This window comes from Marinobacter sp. PE14, assembly GCF_053566155.1.
Window position 1 is genome coordinate 167,811 of the sequence record NZ_JBQXNY010000001.1, and the last position, 17,633, is coordinate 185,443.

At 57.2% G+C, this 17,633-nt stretch carries 15 protein-coding genes; 6 read left to right on the forward strand and 9 right to left on the reverse strand.

Going from position 1 to position 17,633, the window contains the following annotated elements:
• Positions 1 to 91 precede the first annotated feature (91 nt).
• The 3 genes from ACWJ62_RS00790 to cadR form a co-directional block, all read right to left on the reverse strand.
• The gene (locus ACWJ62_RS00790; protein WP_449284483.1) at positions 92 to 1,435 is read right to left on the reverse strand and encodes a hypothetical protein; all 1,344 of its coding nucleotides are present in this window, start codon (positions 1,433 to 1,435) and stop codon (positions 92 to 94) included.
• A 71-nt stretch (positions 1,436 to 1,506) separates the two neighbouring features.
• The gene (locus ACWJ62_RS00795; RefSeq protein WP_449284484.1) at positions 1,507 to 3,783 is read right to left on the reverse strand and encodes a copper amine oxidase; all 2,277 of its coding nucleotides are present in this window, start codon (positions 3,781 to 3,783) and stop codon (positions 1,507 to 1,509) included.
• Between the two features lie 237 nt (positions 3,784 to 4,020).
• On the reverse strand, positions 4,021 to 4,479 hold the full coding sequence (cadR, locus tag ACWJ62_RS00800; protein WP_349517606.1) for a Cd(II)/Pb(II)-responsive transcriptional regulator: 459 nt from the start codon (positions 4,477 to 4,479) through the stop codon (positions 4,021 to 4,023).
• 237 nt (positions 4,480 to 4,716) lie between these two features.
• Here cadR and ACWJ62_RS00805 point away from each other — a divergent pair, with 237 nt between their 5' ends.
• Positions 4,717 to 5,229, forward strand: a complete 513-nt coding sequence (locus tag ACWJ62_RS00805) for a hypothetical protein (protein WP_449284485.1) — start codon at positions 4,717 to 4,719, stop codon at positions 5,227 to 5,229.
• Between the two features lie 14 nt (positions 5,230 to 5,243).
• Here the strand turns inward: ACWJ62_RS00805 and ACWJ62_RS00810 are convergent, their stop codons facing one another.
• The 5 genes from ACWJ62_RS00810 to ACWJ62_RS00830 all read right to left on the reverse strand — a co-directional run bounded on the left by ACWJ62_RS00810 (position 5,244) and on the right by ACWJ62_RS00830 (position 9,377).
• Positions 5,244 to 6,761, reverse strand: coding sequence for an FAD-binding domain-containing protein (locus ACWJ62_RS00810; RefSeq protein ID WP_449284486.1), 1,518 nt, complete (start codon positions 6,759 to 6,761; stop codon positions 5,244 to 5,246).
• On the reverse strand, positions 6,758 to 6,904 hold the full coding sequence (locus ACWJ62_RS00815; RefSeq protein WP_449284487.1) for a DUF2256 domain-containing protein: 147 nt from the start codon (positions 6,902 to 6,904) through the stop codon (positions 6,758 to 6,760). The genes ACWJ62_RS00810 and ACWJ62_RS00815 overlap by 4 nt, the downstream gene beginning before the upstream one ends.
• Positions 6,905 to 6,958: 54 nt before the next feature.
• Positions 6,959 to 7,873 carry a cation diffusion facilitator family transporter gene (locus ACWJ62_RS00820; RefSeq protein ID WP_449284488.1) on the reverse strand — a complete coding sequence of 305 codons (915 nt, stop codon included), beginning with the start codon at positions 7,871 to 7,873 and terminating at the stop codon, positions 6,959 to 6,961.
• Positions 7,874 to 7,947: 74 nt separating this feature from the next.
• Positions 7,948 to 8,541, reverse strand: a complete 594-nt coding sequence (locus tag ACWJ62_RS00825; RefSeq protein WP_449284489.1) for an SCO family protein — start codon at positions 8,539 to 8,541, stop codon at positions 7,948 to 7,950.
• Positions 8,538 to 9,377 carry a cytochrome c oxidase assembly protein gene (locus ACWJ62_RS00830; protein WP_449284490.1) on the reverse strand — a complete coding sequence of 280 codons (840 nt, stop codon included), beginning with the start codon at positions 9,375 to 9,377 and terminating at the stop codon, positions 8,538 to 8,540. Before ACWJ62_RS00830 ends, ACWJ62_RS00825 begins: the two co-directional genes overlap by 4 nt.
• A 126-nt stretch (positions 9,378 to 9,503) precedes the next feature.
• Between ACWJ62_RS00830 and ACWJ62_RS00835 the strand changes: the two genes are divergently transcribed.
• On the forward strand, positions 9,504 to 11,192 hold the full coding sequence (locus ACWJ62_RS00835) for an HAD family hydrolase (protein WP_449284491.1): 1,689 nt from the start codon (positions 9,504 to 9,506) through the stop codon (positions 11,190 to 11,192).
• A 33-nt stretch (positions 11,193 to 11,225) separates the two neighbouring features.
• Here ACWJ62_RS00835 and ACWJ62_RS00840 read toward each other — a convergent pair whose 3' ends face one another.
• Positions 11,226 to 12,470, reverse strand: coding sequence for a substrate-binding periplasmic protein (locus tag ACWJ62_RS00840; RefSeq protein WP_449284492.1), 1,245 nt, complete (start codon positions 12,468 to 12,470; stop codon positions 11,226 to 11,228).
• Between the two features lie 120 nt (positions 12,471 to 12,590).
• Here ACWJ62_RS00840 and ACWJ62_RS00845 point away from each other — a divergent pair, with 120 nt between their 5' ends.
• The 4 genes from ACWJ62_RS00845 (at position 12,591) to ACWJ62_RS00860 (ending at position 17,615) form a co-directional block, all read left to right on the forward strand.
• Positions 12,591 to 13,307 (forward strand): response regulator, encoded by a 717-nt coding sequence (locus ACWJ62_RS00845; RefSeq protein WP_449284493.1) that lies wholly within the window; start codon positions 12,591 to 12,593, stop codon positions 13,305 to 13,307.
• On the forward strand, positions 13,294 to 14,760 hold the full coding sequence (locus tag ACWJ62_RS00850) for an ATP-binding protein (protein WP_449284494.1): 1,467 nt from the start codon (positions 13,294 to 13,296) through the stop codon (positions 14,758 to 14,760). The genes ACWJ62_RS00845 and ACWJ62_RS00850 overlap by 14 nt, the downstream gene beginning before the upstream one ends.
• A 110-nt stretch (positions 14,761 to 14,870) precedes the next feature.
• Positions 14,871 to 16,319 (forward strand): carbohydrate porin, encoded by a 1,449-nt coding sequence (locus ACWJ62_RS00855; protein WP_449284495.1) that lies wholly within the window; start codon positions 14,871 to 14,873, stop codon positions 16,317 to 16,319.
• 36 nt (positions 16,320 to 16,355) lie between these two features.
• Positions 16,356 to 17,615: an ABC transporter substrate-binding protein gene (locus tag ACWJ62_RS00860; RefSeq protein WP_449284496.1), complete on the forward strand. Its 1,260-nt coding sequence runs from the start codon at positions 16,356 to 16,358 to the stop codon at positions 17,613 to 17,615.
• Positions 17,616 to 17,633: the final 18 nt, after the last annotated feature.

Here is a 17,633-nt window from a genome sequence, read left to right on the forward strand (position 1 = left end):
GGTGTTCGTTAGAGTTAGGCTGAAAGTCCGCTGAAGCCACCCACGGCTTTGCCTATGGGCGGCTTGTACTTGGTCGGCGGATGGCAACGGGTTAGAACGGAACAATGGCAATGATCTGCGCATAGGTATTGGTCTCGTCACTGCCGATCTGGCTGCCGCCTTCGGCAGCGCTGTTGTCTGGCATATAGAGGCCAACCAGAGGGCTGATAATCAGATGCGGTGCTGCCACCCATTCGGCATAAAGATCCACTTCCTGGGCGTTCAGGTTCCCTGTGCCGCCTGCGGTGTCAGTGAAATCAAAGAAGAGAGCACCGATACTGAGTGTTTCTGAGGGGGTAGCCTTGAAGCTCAGGTGATGCACGGAGGCATCAGAGTTGAAGGGTCCTGCGTAGTTGGCTGCGACCTCACCCTGGAACCAGGTGCCATAGCCACGGTTGAAACCGAAGAACAGCGGATCGAAACCCTCATCAAAGCTCGAGTAGCGATAGTTGACGCTGGGTGACCAGGGCGTTTCGCTGAAGGTCCAACCGGCTTCGGCATACCATGCCTTGGAATTTTCGTCAGAGCCCTCTCCGGCTTCCTGGTTGACGAATTCAGCGGACAGGAACAGATTGTCGACACCCGCATTTCCCTGGTAGCGGAAACTCGTGGTTTTTTGCCCGTCTCTTGAACCGTACCCCAGAATCGGGGCAAAGGTGTCATCAACGTCCAGCCCTTCGATATAAGTCAGACCAAATGTACCTTGCGAGGTCACATACTCGGTATTCAGGCCTGCCAGTTCCATTTCAGCCTGGGCTTTATTGTCAGAGGCCAGCCAGAACAGGTCGGCGCGCAATCCGTCTGAGCCTCCAATACGGGCAATGGCGGTCTGGTCAAATGCCTTGCGGGCTGCAAGCCAGTACGCGCCGCCCCGATCAAAGTCCAGTCCGCCACCATTAAGGGCATCGCCAAAGTTCAGGGCATCGCTGTTAATCAGGAAGCCGTCGCCGATAGTGAACTGCTGGCGACCAACGGAAAGATCAAGGCCATCCTCTCCAAGCGCCGGAATCAGATTGCCTGAGCGCCAGCCGAGGTAGGCATCCTCAAGGTCGGTTTCCCGTTCGTTGCCTGAAGTAATCCCCGCGGCATCGCCGTCCCCCCAAGTGCCGGATGAGACCAGGTTAACCGCTCCGTAAAGTCGGCTGCCCGAGCCGACACTCTGGCTTCCCGACAATCCGTACTTGATGTAACCCTCCTGCCAATCTGAATCACCGGCTTGGGACTTGGCACCAAGGTTGTAGGTCTCTGCACTGGAAAAAACACCCACAGCCGCTTCTATATCGACGTTCAGTTCCGTACCGTTCTGGTCGTAAAAATTGTAGGCCGAAGCGGGTGCCGATAATCCGGCCACGGCCAGGCAAATAATGCTTTTTATGAAACGCTGATTTTTCATCATTTCTGATTCCCGTATATCTGTTTTTTTATGACCGGGCTTCCCTGCCCGGATAGCTCACCGTTCCCTGCGAATCAGTTCTCCGGCGTCTGTTGCTCGGGCAGATTCAGAGTGGGTGTCTGGTCAAAGAAGTTCCAGGGCTTGAGCAAGGAGTGGACATACTCCGTGGGCATCATGGGCCACTCCTCCGCCCGGGCGACGTGGGTCGCCCCGGTGGTCATCCAGAGCACGGTGTCGACGTTCTTAATGGACTCGTTGTCCTCGACAAAGGTTTTCAGGCCCGTATCGGTTTTCGCCCGGTTCGGGTATTTGCCTTCCGGAAAGCGTTCTTCTGGTTTGTATTGTGTGACCCAGATCTGCTTATCCATGAAGTTGACCCGCTTATACAACCACTCGTCGTCGCTGAACAACGCACCCTTGGCGATGGGGTGAGTACCACCGGCAAACGGGATGATCTGGTAACCAACCGGGTAGCCCATGCGGTTTTCTTTGTTGGGGTTGGTCATCAAACGTACGGTTGACGGGTCGAACTTCTGAACCGCGTCCTGTTCCGTTTCTACGACCCGCTCTTTGGTGATCATCACACTCTTACGAGGGCCACCGGCCGTGTTTTCCGCGACCACGGGATCGATTTCTTTGAGGCTGTTCTGCTCGCCGTCAACATCCAGGTCCAGCCGGAAGTTGTAGATATGCTGGTGGGTGGTGCCCACGATGTTGTGGTCGATCAGGGTGCCATAGCGGGTATCTTCTTCGGCGGTTTCATCGTGAACAGTGCGGGACTTCACGGCTTTGACCGCTTCAATGCCCGAGGCTCCGACGGTCAGCCTGATATTGCCATTCGCCATGAACACCCAGTCGAACATGTAGTCGTAGTTACCGATGGTGCTCACCCAGCGGACAACCAGTTCCCTTCGTTCGCGGCTCTCATTGCCCGGGCTGCTGCCCAGCATTTCCGTGTGCTTGAATTCCGGGCCAGCGTAGCGCTCAAAAACGGCAATGGCATTGGGAATGGTAAAGGGTGCGCCGCCGTTATCGACCAATGTTGCCGGCAATAATGTCGCGTTGTTGGGGGTATCGACGCCGCCTTCCAGGGGCGAGGTCAGGTTCCCCATTCCGTAATCGCCGGAGTCGAGGTAGGACTTGAAGTACCAGCCTACGTCAGGATCGCCGTAGGGTACGATCATCCCGCCCAGCGACCCCTCGTACATGACTTTCCGTTTTTCACCCTGGTCGTCGTAGGTCAGTGTGGAAATGACAGGGCCAACGCGAGAATTCAGCTTGAGATGGAAATTCCAGTTCTGCCATTGAATGGTATGGCCAGACATCGAGATGTTGGAGCCTTCCGGCTGCACCACCATCAGCGGTTTCACATCCGCAATGTTTTCCTGATCACGTCCATCGTAGGGGCGGGGAGCCATCGGTACCGGGATAACGCCGTCGTCCTCGATCTTGAGAATGCTCTTTTTTTCCAGGTCCACGACTGCCACGAGGTTTTCGATAGGGTGCGCCCAGTAGTTACCGTCACCGATGTCCAGGTAAGACACCACTTTCAAGAGTTTCAAATCGTGCTCAAGGCCGTCGTCTCCCCCGAAGTACCCCACGGTGAGTGGTGTTGCGACCACATTCTCCACATTGTCGATACCGCGCTTTTTCAGGGCTTCTTTATAGGCGTCACTGTTTGAGACGATTTCCTGAACTGCCAGGAAGTCGTCGAAGGTCACCATGCCATGGGCGTCTTCAATGTGTTCCCAGCCAACAACGGACTCAGAGTCGAGATCGACGGTGCCTTCGTAGACCTTCCGGCCATCCACGACCGTAAAAATGGCCTGACGTGAAAAGTCGTGGCCTTCACCAAAGGACCATTCCCAGACTTTTTCTTTGCTGGGGTCGGCGAGTCGGATTTGGGTGAAACGGATAGTGTCCTTCCAGTGCTTGGAGGACTTGACTGCGTTCGCAGCTGTGGTGATTTCTTCAGCGGATAATGGGTCCAGTGGATGGGCTTTATTACCAATGCTGATGTTTTGGGAAACCTGACCTGAGAAAAGATCGTGGGCAAAGCTCCGCTCTACGAGGACTTCACCATCGTGCAGTTTTGCAGGGGCTGACAGCTCAATCTCATCGCCATTGAAATACGCCCTTGTCTCTCCCAGAGGCACCCGGATTTTTGTGTCTCCAGACACAACCAGCAGTTCGCTTTTGTCTTCACTGAGTTGATAGCTGGCACCCGAGGAATTCAGTGCTTTTGCGATCGGCATATAATCTGCCGAACCGCCGTGAGCCAGAGCCGCTGGACTGGCAACGAACAACGACGAGGCCAGGGCGACCGAGAGTGCGAGTTTATTTTTGTACATAATGACTCCTGACAATGTTTGCTTTGTGCATGAGAAACAGTTCAGCCGAGCTAGTTAATGCCAGCCCGGCTGTTCCAGGGGCGGGCGAACCTAACCGTGCATCTGTAAGGCATAGAAATAGCATTTTAGTGGCGCGGAGGCTTTTGAATGACTGCCAGAGTCTTTTCGAATCGTGCCGGTTGAAATGAGGTAGGGTTTATTCGTCAGACGAGGATGAGGCTGAGGGCGAGGAAGGTTTCAGTGGTTGCCCGGGCCATGGGTACCGGGAACGTGGTTGTGGCGATCCTCCGGTTCCGGTGTCTGAAGCTCCGAGCTCAACCCGCCCAGAATGCCGCACTCCCGCACAGTGCGGCCATCCGTGCAGGCTTGCTGAAGCTGCTCCAGGGTTTCTTCCAGGCTCGCCAGTTCCTTCAGCCGCTCACGAACATGATTCAGATGGCGTGCCAGCAGCGCGTCCACTTCGCTGCAGTCCGCTTCCGGCTGCTCGGCCAGGCGTATAAGTTCGCGGATCTCTTCCTGGGCCATATCCAGGTTGCGGCAGCGTTTGATAAACAACAGGCGGTCCAGGTGAGCATTTCGGTAGGAGCGGTAGCCGCTGCTGTCTCGATTCGGTTCCGGCAGCAGGCCGATCTTTTCATAGTAGCGGATGGTTTCAACGGGAATGTTTGTGACTTTCGCCAGTTCACCGATTTTCATCGCATGATACCCCAGACACGACCTGGAAAATGGACGGTTGCCTTAAGTCCTGTCATCAAGGCAGAGCCTGAATTCAGGATATCACAATGCCAGTTATGATCTCCCCGGGCGTTTGGATGACACAGATCAACCTGAGAGGACTTAAACGGGGTTCAAGGGGCCTTTTTCAGCCTCAATTCAGTTTCATGGTCTTTACTGATAAGGATGCACAAAGTTGCAGCCTATAAGGAGGATCTCATGAACAGATTAAGCCGTTTGGTGGCCTATTCCATTATTGTCGCGTTGCCTGTATTCGCCTTTGCCCAGAGCAACTCCGGGCAAATGCCTCGTGGCGGCATGATGAGTCAGGAACAAATACAGCAGATGAATGAAAACATGGCTCGCATGCAGGAAATGATGCAGGAGATGCGTGGTACTAATTCCAATGCTGAGCGTCAGCGCCTGCAGGAGCAGCATATGGAGTACATGCAGGAGCAGATGCAGATGATGCGCGGCGGCATGATGGGCCCTGGAATGATGGGTAACAGTCAGGGAATGATGAATGGCCAGGGCATGATGGGCAACAACCAGGGAATGATGAACAATCAGGGCCAGGGCAATAAACAGCCTGGCAATGCCCAGGGAAATCGGTCTGGTGGCCCCGGGATAGATAACGAGCAGCGTCTGGAGATGATGGAAAACCGGATGAATCAGATGCAGCTCATGATGGAGCAGATGCTGGAGCATCAGCGGCAGATGTACCGCAACTGAGGTTCCAGTGCCGTCTAGTCAAACAGGGATAGCTGATCTGATTGGCCCTTCGATGGCAGGTCGGGTCGCTTCTGCACGGGGCCCTTGCGGCTACCATGACGCTGCAGTACCCGATCTGTCTCTGCCCGGCTGACGCTCTGTTTTCTGAAGTCGCCCACCGCCTTGCGAGCGACCCGTGCGGCCTGCTCGTGATCACAGACTGGCGTGATGTACGTGTTGCCGCCGTATCGGACCTTCTGCACCGGCGTCATTAACCAGGGGGTGTGTATCATTTCGCTGGGGACGCCGGCCAGCTCGGGAATCCACCGCCGGATGAACTCGCCCTCCGGATCCAGTTTCTGGCTCTGTAAAACCGGGTTGTATATTCGTAGGGCGTTAATACCGGTGAGGCCAGATTGCATCTGGGTCTGTGAGTAGTGTATGCCCGGCTCGAAATCGGTAAACAACCGGGCCAGATGTAAGGCCGGATCGCGCCAGTGCAGCCACAGCTGGTAGCTGGCGATTGCCATCAGCATGGCCCGCATACGAAAGTTGATCCAGCCGGTGTGATTCAGTGCGCGCATGCTCGCATCCACCAGGGGCCATCCGGTCTGGCCTTCCTGCCAGCATTGCAGTCGCTCGGAATCATTGGGCCCGGTTTTCAACGCCTCCATTTCCCGGTGCATGGCCCGGAACTCCAGCTCCGGCTCGTCTTCCAGTTTCTGGATGAAATGGCAATGCCAGTGCAATCGGGAGCGGAAGCTGGTCAGGCTTTTCTTTTTTCGGGGCAGGGTATTGCGGTGGTTGCCGGTGGCCTTGGCCTCCTGATAGATCTCCCGCAGGCTGACGGTGCCGTAGGCAATATGCGGACTCAGGCGCGAGCAGGCCCTCACGGCGGTGTTCGGGCTGGAAATGTTGTACTGGTAACCGACGCAGCGGCGATCCAGGAAAGAGCCGAGAAGCTTTTCGCCTTTCGCGCTGCCGCCAATCTGGCGGTCCGGGCACGTGTCAGGCACTTCGAAACCCTGGCCATTGTCGCCAGCGTAAACGGCCTTCAGGGTATCCGATGTCGGTATTGCAGTCGGAGCCTCCAGCACTGGCTGCCGCATCAGCTCGGTCCACGCCCTGTCCCAGACATCCCGGTCGCTCAGGCGTCGAACCACACCGAACTGGTTCCACTCGCGGAATTCCACCTGGTTTTCCGAGCACCAGCCAATCACCGCCCTGTCACGCTCGAAGGTCCAGTGTCCGCCGGTTTCCTGATGGCAGAAGATGCGGTTGATGCCCAGGCGGGCCTGAAGCTGCTTCAACGCATCAGTCACCGACCCTCGGATCACCAGCAACTGGCTGCCGGCCTTTCGTAGCTGTCGCTCCAGATCGTCCAGAGAATCCCGGATAAACGCCCACTGCCGGCCGCTGGTGTCCGGCAGTTGCCAGTAGTCATCTTCGATGACATACAACGGTATGACCGGCTCTCCCAGGCTGGCTGCCGCCACCAGAGGGGCATGATCCCGTGTACGCAGATCGCGCTTGAACCAGACCACGGTGGTCATGAGGGGGCGTTCCTCTCTCGCCGGCAACGTTCGCTGCAGTAGCGGACATTTTCCCAGTCTTTGGCCCACTTTTTCCGCCAGGCAAAAGGCCGCTGACAGACCGGGCAGGTCTTTTCAGGGAGATTGGGCTTTTTGTGGGGCACTAGCGAACTCCGTTCAGGTTTCTGGCCATAGTACGTCCGGCTTTTGCCCGGGGATCAGCAGTAGGCAAGTGTCGGGCAACTGCTGGCCTCGCGCTCCCATTGAATGGTCACATGCTGGATGTTGAAGTCACTTGCCAGCATTCGGGTAGCCTGCTCGATGATCTGATCGTCACTGGCCGGGTCAGGCTTTACCAGATGGACTGTGAGAGCGTTTTCCGTTGTGCTGAGCCCCCAGATGTGGAGATGATGAACCGATTGAACGCCGGGCAGTTCTTTCAGGCTATCGAGGACTTCCTGCGGGTTGATGTCCCTGGGTACCGCGTCTACCGCAAGATTGAGCGAATCCTTGAGCAACTGCCAGGTTCCCATAAAGATCACGGCTGCGATCACCAGACTTACGAGCGGATCTATCCAGTCAAGGCCGGTAAACAGGATCACAAGCCCGGCAACCACCACTCCTATGGATACCGCCGTGTCTGCAGCCATATGCAGGAACGCCCCACGGATGTTGAGATCGCCCTCCTGGCCTTTCATGAACAGTAGCATCGTGAGGCCGTTGATAATGACTCCTATGCCTGCGACCACGATGACGGTCAAACCGGTAACCTCCGCCGGTTCGCTGAAACGGCCAATGGCCTCCCAGGCAATGCCGCCAACGGCCGCAATCAGAAAAAGCGCGTTGAACAGAGCTGCCAGGATAGTGGATTTTTTCAGTCCGTAGGTGTTCCGGTCGGTGGCTTTCTGGGTGGCAAGCCAGCTAGCAACCCAGGCCATAACAAGCCCCAGCACATCGCTCAGGTTATGGCCGGCATCGGCCAGCAGGGCCAGGGATCCGGACAGGACACCGTAGACCGCCTCAATGGCAACAAAGACCACGTTGAGCACGACGGCCAGCGCAAACGAGCGATTATGCGTGTCGAAATGCTGCGCATGGCCGTGCCCGTGGCTGTGATCGTGGTGGCTGTGCATTCTCTGCTCTCCGTTTATTGATGATTCTGGGGAGCATTCAAAACCCTGTAGTTGCTACAGGGTCAAGGGTAAGGTTAACCCGACTCCCGGGCCAGCTGGGCCAGATCGTCACTGATCTGCTCGGGCGACAGGCCGGGGCGTAGCAGCAGCCGGGCGTTGCCACTGCGATCGAACACGTAAACGGCGCTGCTGTGGGAGACGTTGTAGTTGCCACTGGCGTCGGGCTTGTCGTAACCGAAGGTTGTTCGATAGCGTTTGGTAAGCTCTCTAAGCGCGGGTTCTTCCGCTGTCATGCCAACAACCCGATCACCGAAAAAATCCACGTAGCTGGCGAGGCGTTCCGGGGTATCCCTGCGCGGGTCAACGCTGACGAACAGAGTTGTTACATCGTCCCGGTACTCTTCTGGCAGTTGGCGAACCGACCGACGTAGATCAGTCAGCGTGGTCGGGCAGACATCCGGGCAGGAGGTGAAGCCGAAATACAGCATACGGATCGTGCCCTCCGAAGCAGCTTCGGTGACGGGCTGACCGTTGGTGCCCTGAAGCTGGAACTCCAGTTCCGGCATCAGGCCGGAGATGTCCTTGCCATGCCAGCTTTCTTCATTGCCGGCACAGCCCGCGAGCATCAGTGCGACGAGAACCGGCCACAGTGGCAGCATTCTTTTCATGCGTTTCCTCCCGCCAGAGAGCGGCTTTTAGGGAATTTGCCATCTTCATGCATGGCCCGGCGGAGCACAATCAGGATGCCTATGATGCTCATCATGGCCGGGGGAATCCAGGTCAGCAGGCCGCCCAGCAACTGGTCGGTTTCCGGAGGCATCGGCCATGCCCGGCCGCAGACTTCGTAGACGTCATACACCATGCCCCTGGAAAACACGATCCAGGCGCCAAGAATCATCTGGGGTATCGCTACCAGCGCCAGCAGCAGGATGCGTTTTCCGTAGCCAAGCGCATTGGTGACTGCAGGACTACGGGGATCAAAGATCAGCCACCAGAACAGCAGACCGTCCAGCAGCATGCTCCAGTTCATGATCCAGTAGAGCTGCCGGCTGAGCATGGCGTCAAAATGGATGGGCGGCCAGAGCCAGAAGTAGATCAGTCCCACGAACAGAACCGAGGCGATGAGGGGTTGTTGCAGTAGCCGGTAAAGCCACCCCAGAGGTTTCAGCCAATAACGCACAGACGGGGAAATCCTCTGATACCAGAATCGCATCACGGGCAGTGGATTGGATAGCGCAATCAGAATCGGCCCCAGGTGGTGAAGAATCAGGTGTTGTCCCCGGTGGACGAAAAACATGTACTGCGAGTAGTAATCAAATCGGGTCTGCATCACCGCGTAACAGAGCATGACCCCGAGCGTGAACGTGACGATCCGACCCGGCCCCGGCCGTTCCTGCTCCGGCATCTGCAGTAGCCCGACACCGTAAAACCCGAGCACCAGTATATAACTGAGCAGGGTCAGCGGTGAAAAATCGTAGGGCAGCAGGTAGCTCGATACTGGCATGGATCAGACTCGATACGTGCACGCAGTGGAAACCGGGTTTATCTTTCTTATCAGTACCGCTGAGTTTTGCCGGCCCGGCGGCGGATTTCAAGGCTGGCTTCAGGAAACTTCTGATGGAGGCGGGGCATGGCCCGATTCTGCGATTCCATTTCAACACCGTCGGTGTTGATCTTTGACTGGCACGGCACCCTCGTCGACACCCACGACGCCATGTTCAGTGCCATGGAAGATATGCTGCCGCAATTGGAAGAGCTGGGGCTTGTGGAGCGGCTGCTGCCAGAGGATAAATGCCGCACCGGAGATGACGCGCGCCTGGTGCGCTACATCCGGATCTTCCGGCGCCTGCATCCGCGTATTCTGGCAGAGCGGCGGGTTTCAAGAACGGACATTTTCAATGCCATCTTTGGCAACGACAAAGAAGCCAAACTGATTGCCCACAAGGCCTATAACGAGGCCTACCGCCGTTATTTCGGGCAGGTAAAACCGTTTCAACCCGGCGCGTATGAGTACCTCTGCGCCCTGAAAGCGATGGGGATCCGCCTGGCGGTGTCGACCAACCGGAACCGCGAGTTCCTAGACCGGGAATTAAAGACAGTAGACGAAGGCCGATGGCGGAACCTGTTTGATGCCACGGTATGTGCCGACGACGTAACCGAGTACAAGCCCGACCCCGAGGTGATTCTCAAGGCGCTTGAAAAGCTCGGTCTGCCAGCGGATGGAAAGGCCTGGTATGTGGGCGACAGCTACGTCGATATGCTCACCGCCAACAAGGCTGGCGTGTCGGGCGTGTTCTACAACGGCGCCTGCTGGGAATCCGGCCGGATCGACAGCTGGTTCTCGCACCGGGATGCCCCCGCGGCCATTCTGGACAGCTTTGAGGATCTCATGGACCTTTTAGCCCTGCTTGAGCGGAGCCAGCCGGAAGCCTTCGAGCAGACGCCTGCTGAGGTTCGCCCCCGGCCGTTTCCGCCGCCACAGCGCCCCGAGCCGAGAATTGAGCCGGACTGGCACCCGGCGGTGGTCAAGCTCATCCGCCCGGCAGTCATCCTGTTCGACTGGCACGCCACCCTGGTAGATACCCTCGACGCCATGTACCACGCGGTGGATGACATGCTACCGGATTTCCACAAGCTGCAGCTTATGGACCGTATGGTGGCGCCGGAAGACAGCAAAACCCCGGAAGATGTGAAGCTGGTTGCCTATGTCCGGGAATTTGCAAAGCTGCATCCGAAGGTGAAGGCAGACCGGAAGATCTCCCGAACCGACATTTTCGAGGTGCTGTTCGGCGACGATCAGGAGGCCAAACAGATCGCCCACCAGGCGTTTAATCATCATTACCGAAAGCACTATGGCACGGTTAAAGCGTTTGAGCCGAAGGTGCGGGAGGTTCTGGATGGATTGCGGCGGATGGGCATCCAGGTGGGCGTGATTACCAACCGGGACCGCGAATTTTTCGAGCACGAACTGGCGGCGGTGGAGGACACCGGCTGGAACCATCTTTTTGATGTCGACGTCTGCGGCGATGACACGCCCCTGCGAAAGCCCCACCCGGATCAATTACTGCTGGCGGTTCAGAAGCTGGATTATCCGCCGGACCCGAGTGTCTGGTACGTGGGCGATAGCACGACTGACGTCATTGCCGCCAAGCGCGCGGGCCTGACCTCCGTATTCTTCAACGGGGCCCAGTGGGATCTGCCCTGGCTGAACAAGATTTTTCCGGGCACCCACAAGCACCCCGACAAGCCGGATGTGGTGGTCAATGATTTCTCGGAGTTCTGGGCGCTGGTGTTGGCCTGTGAAGTCGGGCCGCCCTGAGCTTCTGCTGTGCCGGGAGGACGATTGGATCAGTCAGTATTGTTCAGAGTCGCTCAGTGCTTCCTCGACACTGAGTCCGATCACGATCACGCCGATGGCGGGCTCCCCCTGATGAGACAAAACCGGCCTGCTGGCGGTCACCTGGAATCTGGCCGCGGACTTGTCGTACCGAATGTGTGAGAGATATATCGGTGGATCGCCGCCGGGCTGCGCCGCCCGATTTTCAATGACTTTCTGGAATTTGGGCTCGTCACCTTGCCAGTAGTCCGAGGTGAGCTGGCTCATTGCTGCAAGGGTTCCCATGTCATTGATCAGCATTACCTCGGTGATAAGACCTCGATGGGAACGTTGCCACGCCTGTAGCGCTTTGGAGCCCGGAAGTGCGAGGATACCCGCTGCCAGATCTGGCACTGCAAGTGGTGACAGCGCACTCCATTGGCTGTCGATGGTCATTACGTCAGTAAAGCTCTCCTGCCTGGGTCCTTCCTCGATGATCTGGCGAACATCGAGGATGCTGTTCATTTCTTTGAACAGCCGGCTCGACAGCTCTGAGATGCGTCGATCTTCCTCGTCTGACAGCGCAAGTTGCCCGGCCATACAGCTGTTCAGCGTGCGGTTGAATGTGCCAAGAAATTCGGGGTTGTCTGAGGTAAAGGCTTCGCCCAGATACAGATAAAGCGGGGCATAGCGAACGAAGTGCGCACGGAGCGGCGTGCCGGCTAATTCTTTGGCCTGGCGCAGACGATCCATGACTCGCTCATCCATCAGAGCGGTATCGATCCGGCCCCGCTTGAGCAGGGCCAACAGCTGGGAGGGGGAGGATACGCTCAGGAAAATCGCATAGCCTTTAGCGCTCAGCCAGGCTTCTTCGTTGCTGCCGGCGACAACGCCTATTCGAAGGTCTTCGGTAAACGCTTTATTGTCCCGAGTGAAAAAGTACCACTTCTCAAGCGCCACCGGATCGCTACGTGTGGCAATGGTGTCGAGTTCTGCAGAAGGATCAATGGCAAAATAGCCATCAATCATATTGCGTTCCAGCGAATGTATGGCTCGGTTCTGGGGCGTAATCCGGATGCGGGTTGACCAGCCGGCCCGGTTCGCGGCGCAAACCACGGTGGCCACGGTTTCGCCGGAGATCTGATCGGTTCCACCCTTTTCCGTGCCCGCCATCTGATAAGGCGCGCTGTCAAAGGTGTAGAGATTCAGAGTCGGAGCCTGGGCCTGGCACACGGCAGAGGTCAGTATCGCCGTCAGGCCCACGACCAGTTGGAAGTTCATAGTGGAGGCCACGTCCGTGTTGTTAACAATCCTGATATCAGGCTAGCACCAATATGGGGCTTTTGCTGCACAACGTTAGGACATATTCTGATAGGCATGAATAACAACAAAGACCAACCCATGAATGAAAGAAAAGCATCAATACTGGTAGTGGATGACGACGCAGCTATCCGTGAGCTGTTACAGGAGCATCTGACCCGGGTAGGGTACGAGGTCATGACCGCGAAAGACGGCGACCAGATGCGCCTGCAACTGGACTCGGCCCACGTTGACCTGATTGTTCTGGATGTCATGTTGCCCGGAGATGACGGTTTCACTCTGTGCCGACAGATTCGTGAACACAGTCGGGTGCCGATCATTATGCTCACGGCGAGTTCCGACGAAACCGATCGGGTTGTGGGGCTGGAACTGGGCGCCGATGACTACCTCGCCAAACCCTTCAGTGCCCGGGAACTTCAGGCCCGAGTCAAAGCCCTTCTTCGAAGGGCGAGTTTCAGTCGATCCGACAACCCTCGCTACGTCGTCTTTGATCGCTGGCGGTTGGATACCCTGGCCCATGAACTGATCGACGAGAACCAGCAGGGCACGGCACTTTCCGGTGCAGACTTCGCTCTGCTCCAGCTGTTTCTCCGTCACCCCAATGAGGTGCTGGATCGTGACACCATATCCGACGTTACGCGTGGCCGGGAGTCCATGCCCCTGGATCGAGTGGTGGATGTGGCGGTGAGCCGTTTAAGGCAACGGCTGGGAGATCAGGGTCGTAACCCGAGGCTGATCAAGACTGTGCGGGGCGCCGGCTACCTGCTGGCAGCAACGGTGACCCATGTCTCGGAGTAGCGCGGGTGAATCGGAGAAGAAAAGCTGGCGCTGGTTTCCCTCCTCACTTCTCGGGCGGGTATTACTGCTGACACTGTTGGCAATGGCGAGTGCCCAGATCATTTCCAGCGCCGCCTGGATCGCCACATTCCGGGCCCAGCAGGTTGAGGGACTGGTGGCTACCACTCGTAACCTGGCGCAGTCGGCTGCGGCAACCGCGCAATTCTTCAACTCGCTCCCGCTGGAATACCGGCACATTGTGCTGGATCAACTGCGCGATATGGGGGGAACACGGTTTTTTGTTTCGCTCAATGACAAGCGTATCAACATGGAGCCGCTACCGGACAGCGAGCGTAAGCGGCTGGTTACCGAAGAAGTTGAGCTGGTGTTGCGCAAACGGCTGGGAAACCGGATCAATCTGCATGTTGAATTTGTGGATCCCGGCAGTTTACGGATTCTCAACAGTGAATTGCCGCTGGATGCCCTGCCGCAATCCTGGGCCCACTATGCGCTGACCCTGGAGCCGTTGAACCCGCCGGTTCTGGTTACCCAGGTTGAAGTTACAGACGGTGAGTGGCTGTACCTGGCGGCGGCACTGCCAGCCCCCTACGTGTCACTTGAGGATGAGGGCATACCAGGGCAACAGATCCTGTTTCTGGTGGTGATGATCGCCATACTGTTTCCGGTACTTGCGTGGCTTATCCGACAACAGACGCGGCCGTTGCGCAAACTGGCCAAGGCCGCCCGGGATCTGCCCCTGGAGGATGATCAGCCACCTTTGGTTGAGAAGGGCAGTGCAGAGATTCTGGCGGTGACCCGAAGCTTTAATACCATGCGTCGCCGATTGCAGAGTTACATCAGCGACCGGAACCAGCTATTCCGTGCCATTTCCCACGACCTCAAAACCCCGATCACACGCTTGCGTTTGCGCGTGGATCTGATTGACGACGATGTTATGCGGGAACGCCTGGAGGCGGACCTCCATGAACTGGAATTGCTGGCGAAAAATGCCCTTCAGTCCATGAAAGACACCGATATACACGAGAACGCCGAGCCCGTGGATGTGGAGCGTATGCTTGGGGGAATGGCGGAAGCCTACCAAGGAGATGGGCCTGACCGGGTGACCGTGCAGGGCCATTGCCGGCCATACCGGGGCAAGCCTCTGGCTCTGAAACGATGTCTTGGAAACCTGGTGGACAACGCCGTCAAGTATGGCGACAAAGCCATGGTGCGAATTGAGGACATGGCGGGCCAACTGGTGATCCACGTGGAGGATGAGGGCCCCGGTGTTTCCGAGGACCAGTTGTCCCGCATTTTCGAACCCTATTACCGGTTGGACAAAAATCAGCACCAGGGTTTTGGTCTCGGTCTGGGGATAGCCCGCAACATTGCGCAAAGCCACGGCGGTGAGCTGCACATCAGTAACCGTTCCGCCGGTGGGCTGCATGTAGAACTGACCTTGCCCCGCCACTGATAGCCCATGTAACAAGCTTGTTACATGGGCATTTCCCTTTGATACGTAGCGTGTTCGTTTCTTGCCATAGACTCCATCGTTGCCAATAAAACAAAAACAAGGAGTCAAGAATGCTCAATGTTACCTATGGCACTACCCCTGAAAACCCTGCAAAAAGAACACCCAACGTACGTCTGTTACCCGCTGCCGTTGGCCTGATATCGCTTGGCCTGATGACCGGACAGGCACAGGCTCAGGACCAGACCGTAGAAGAACGGCTCGCGACTCTGGAGGCAAAGCTGGCCGAGGTTGAACCGAAGGCCAATGGTCTGGAGGGCTTTTCCTTCAACACCTACGCGCGCTCCGGTCTGCTTCTGAACGGCGATCTGCAAAGTGCCCCGGGCGGTCCCTACCTGACCCCCGCCGGTTCGGTTGGCGGTGCAGTCGGTCGACTCGGCAATGAGCCTGATACCTATCTTGAGGCTATCCTGAACTACAAGCAGGTGGCCGAGAACGGGACCAAATCCCACTACAGGCTGATGATTGCCGACTCCACCACGTCCTCGAACGACTGGACGGCCGGTGACGGTGCCCTGAACGTCCGTCAGGCCTATGTGGAATTCAGTAACCTGGCGAGCTTTTCCGGTATTTTTGACGACGCCGCGATCTGGGCGGGCAAGCGTTTTGACCGGGATCTGAACTTCGATATCCACTGGCTCGACAGTGACATCGTTTTCCTGGGTGGCCTGGGCGCGGGTGTTTACGACGTGACGTTTTCGGACAGCGTGAAATCCAACTTCTCCCTCTATGGCCGAAGCTTTCTGGAATTCCCTTCCGATATCCAGGATCAGGACATCACCGCAGACACAGACAATCTGATCCTCACTGCCAATAACTACTTCGGTAACGTCCAGTGGTTGGTCAATGGTATGAAGGCCCAGGAGAACGATTTGCGGGTAGTCGGTGGTGTGACCGAAGCCGCCGAGACCGGCCTGCACACCATGCTGGCGTACCACGGGGACAGTTTCTTCGGAATCTCAGACGGTAGCTTCAAGGCCGCGATAATTCACGGTAACGGCCTGGGCGCCGAAACCAAGAACATTGGCGCCGATGGCGACCTCCACGAAGATGCGGTCAGCACCCGTGTAGCCGTATATGGCACCACCTACCTCAGCGAAACCTGGCGTTTCGCGCCGGCGATTCTGGCGGAAACCAGTGAGGATCGTTACATCAAGGGCGACGAATACCAGTGGCTGACCTTCAATGCCCGTGTTGCTCAGGAGCTGAGTGCGAACTTTGAAATGCAGTATGAGGCCTCCTGGCAGACCATGGATCTCACTACCCTGGGCTACCAGGGCCGAAGTGCTGTGGATGGCGACTATAGCCGCTTTACCGTCGCACCTACCTTCAAGCCTCAGGTTGGCGGTTTCTGGAACCGCCCGGAAATTCGCGTGTTCGTGAGTTACTCAACCTGGGATGACGAGCTTGAAACCTACACGGCTGGCGACGCCCTGGGCGCCGACAGCGATTTCGAAAGCAGTCAGTGGACCTTTGGCACCCAGATGGAAATCTGGTTCTGAACCTGACCAAGACAATAAAACAGGAAGGAATTGACCATGACTACGCTCAAGAAGACTCTCACCGCTGCAGCCGTATCTGCGGCATTGCTTCCGGCCCAGGCGCTCCAGGCCGGGGAGGTTGAAGTTCTGCACTGGTGGACAGCTGGCGGGGAAGCCCGCGCGGCGGTCGCACTGAAAGAAATGATGGAAGAGCAGGGCCATACCTGGAAGGACTTTGCCGTGGCCGGCGGTGGCGGTGAAGCTGCCATGACCGTGCTCAAGACCCGCGCTGTTTCCGGCAATCCTCCGGCTGCCGCCCAGATCAAGGGGCTGGATATCCGGGAATGGGCCAAGCTTGGGTTTCTAACCAGTCTGGATGACGTGGCGGAGGCCAACAACTGGGACCAGCTGATTCCGCCGGTTATTGCCGATGTCATGCAATACGAGGACAGCTATGTCGCCGTGCCAGTGAATGTGCACCGGGTTAACTGGCTGTGGGCCAATCCTGAGACCCTGGACAACGTCGGTGTGGGTGTGCCCAAGACCCTGGAGGAATTCTATCAGGCCGCTGAGAAGCTGAAGGCGGCAGGCATTATTCCCCTGGCCCACGGCGGCCAGCCCTGGCAGGACGCAACGGTTTTCGAAGCTGTGGCTCTGGCGGTAATGGGGCCGGAAGACTTTGCCAGTGCCTTTGTGGAACACGACATGGATGTGATCAACAGCGCACAGATGGAAGAGGTCTTCGCCGAATTTGCCAAGGTGATGAGTTACGTGGATGACAACGCCGCTGGACGTGACTGGAACACCGCCACCGGCATGGTTATTCGGGGCGAAGCCGCCATGCAGATCATGGGCGACTGGGCCAAGGGTGAGTTCACTGCCGCCGGCCTGACGCCGGGTGAGGATTATGTGTGTGCCGCGGCACCGGGTACCGGTGGTCAGTTCACCTTCAACGTGGACTCTTTCGCCATGTTCAGCCTGAGCGATGAGGACAACACAAAGGCACAGAAAGACCTGGCCCGAACGATCATGGAACCGGAATTCCAGACCGTGTTCAACAAGGCAAAAGGCTCGATCCCGGTTCGTACCGACATGGACATGTCCGGTTTTGATTCCTGTGCCCAGGCGTCCATGAAGACGTTCAAAAGTAGCGCTGACGACGGTGGCCTGGTGCCCAGCTTTGCCCACGGCCTGGCCACCACCAGTTATGTTCAGGGCCAGATTTTTGATGTTGTCACCAACTTCGTGAACTCCGATAACAAGGATCCGGTCCGGGCCACTGACCAGCTGGCAGCAGCTATTCAGGCGGCACTCTGATCCGGTAGGGGCCACCCC

What these genes read in the sequence shown, in the direction of transcription:
- ACWJ62_RS00825 (WP_449284489.1), bottom strand. Translation starts at nt 8,541, where the DNA reads ATGAAAAGAATGCTGCCACTGTGGCCGGTTCTCGTCGCACTGATGCTC.
- ACWJ62_RS00810 (WP_449284486.1), bottom strand. Translation starts at nt 6,761, where the DNA reads ATGACCACCGTGGTCTGGTTCAAGCGCGATCTGCGTACACGGGATCAT.
- ACWJ62_RS00805 (WP_449284485.1), top strand. Translation starts at nt 4,717, where the DNA reads ATGAACAGATTAAGCCGTTTGGTGGCCTATTCCATTATTGTCGCGTTG.
- ACWJ62_RS00795 (WP_449284484.1), bottom strand. Translation starts at nt 3,783, where the DNA reads ATGTACAAAAATAAACTCGCACTCTCGGTCGCCCTGGCCTCGTCGTTG.
- ACWJ62_RS00860 (WP_449284496.1), top strand. Translation starts at nt 16,356, where the DNA reads ATGACTACGCTCAAGAAGACTCTCACCGCTGCAGCCGTATCTGCGGCA.
- ACWJ62_RS00820 (WP_449284488.1), bottom strand. Translation starts at nt 7,873, where the DNA reads ATGCACAGCCACCACGATCACAGCCACGGGCACGGCCATGCGCAGCAT.
- ACWJ62_RS00830 (WP_449284490.1), bottom strand. Translation starts at nt 9,377, where the DNA reads ATGCCAGTATCGAGCTACCTGCTGCCCTACGATTTTTCACCGCTGACC.
- cadR (WP_349517606.1), bottom strand. Translation starts at nt 4,479, where the DNA reads ATGAAAATCGGTGAACTGGCGAAAGTCACAAACATTCCCGTTGAAACC.
- ACWJ62_RS00790 (WP_449284483.1), bottom strand. Translation starts at nt 1,435, where the DNA reads ATGATGAAAAATCAGCGTTTCATAAAAAGCATTATTTGCCTGGCCGTG.
- ACWJ62_RS00840 (WP_449284492.1), bottom strand. Translation starts at nt 12,470, where the DNA reads ATGAACTTCCAACTGGTCGTGGGCCTGACGGCGATACTGACCTCTGCC.
- ACWJ62_RS00850 (WP_449284494.1), top strand. Translation starts at nt 13,294, where the DNA reads ATGTCTCGGAGTAGCGCGGGTGAATCGGAGAAGAAAAGCTGGCGCTGG.
- ACWJ62_RS00835 (WP_449284491.1), top strand. Translation starts at nt 9,504, where the DNA reads ATGGCCCGATTCTGCGATTCCATTTCAACACCGTCGGTGTTGATCTTT.
- ACWJ62_RS00845 (WP_449284493.1), top strand. Translation starts at nt 12,591, where the DNA reads ATGAATGAAAGAAAAGCATCAATACTGGTAGTGGATGACGACGCAGCT.
- ACWJ62_RS00855 (WP_449284495.1), top strand. Translation starts at nt 14,871, where the DNA reads ATGCTCAATGTTACCTATGGCACTACCCCTGAAAACCCTGCAAAAAGA.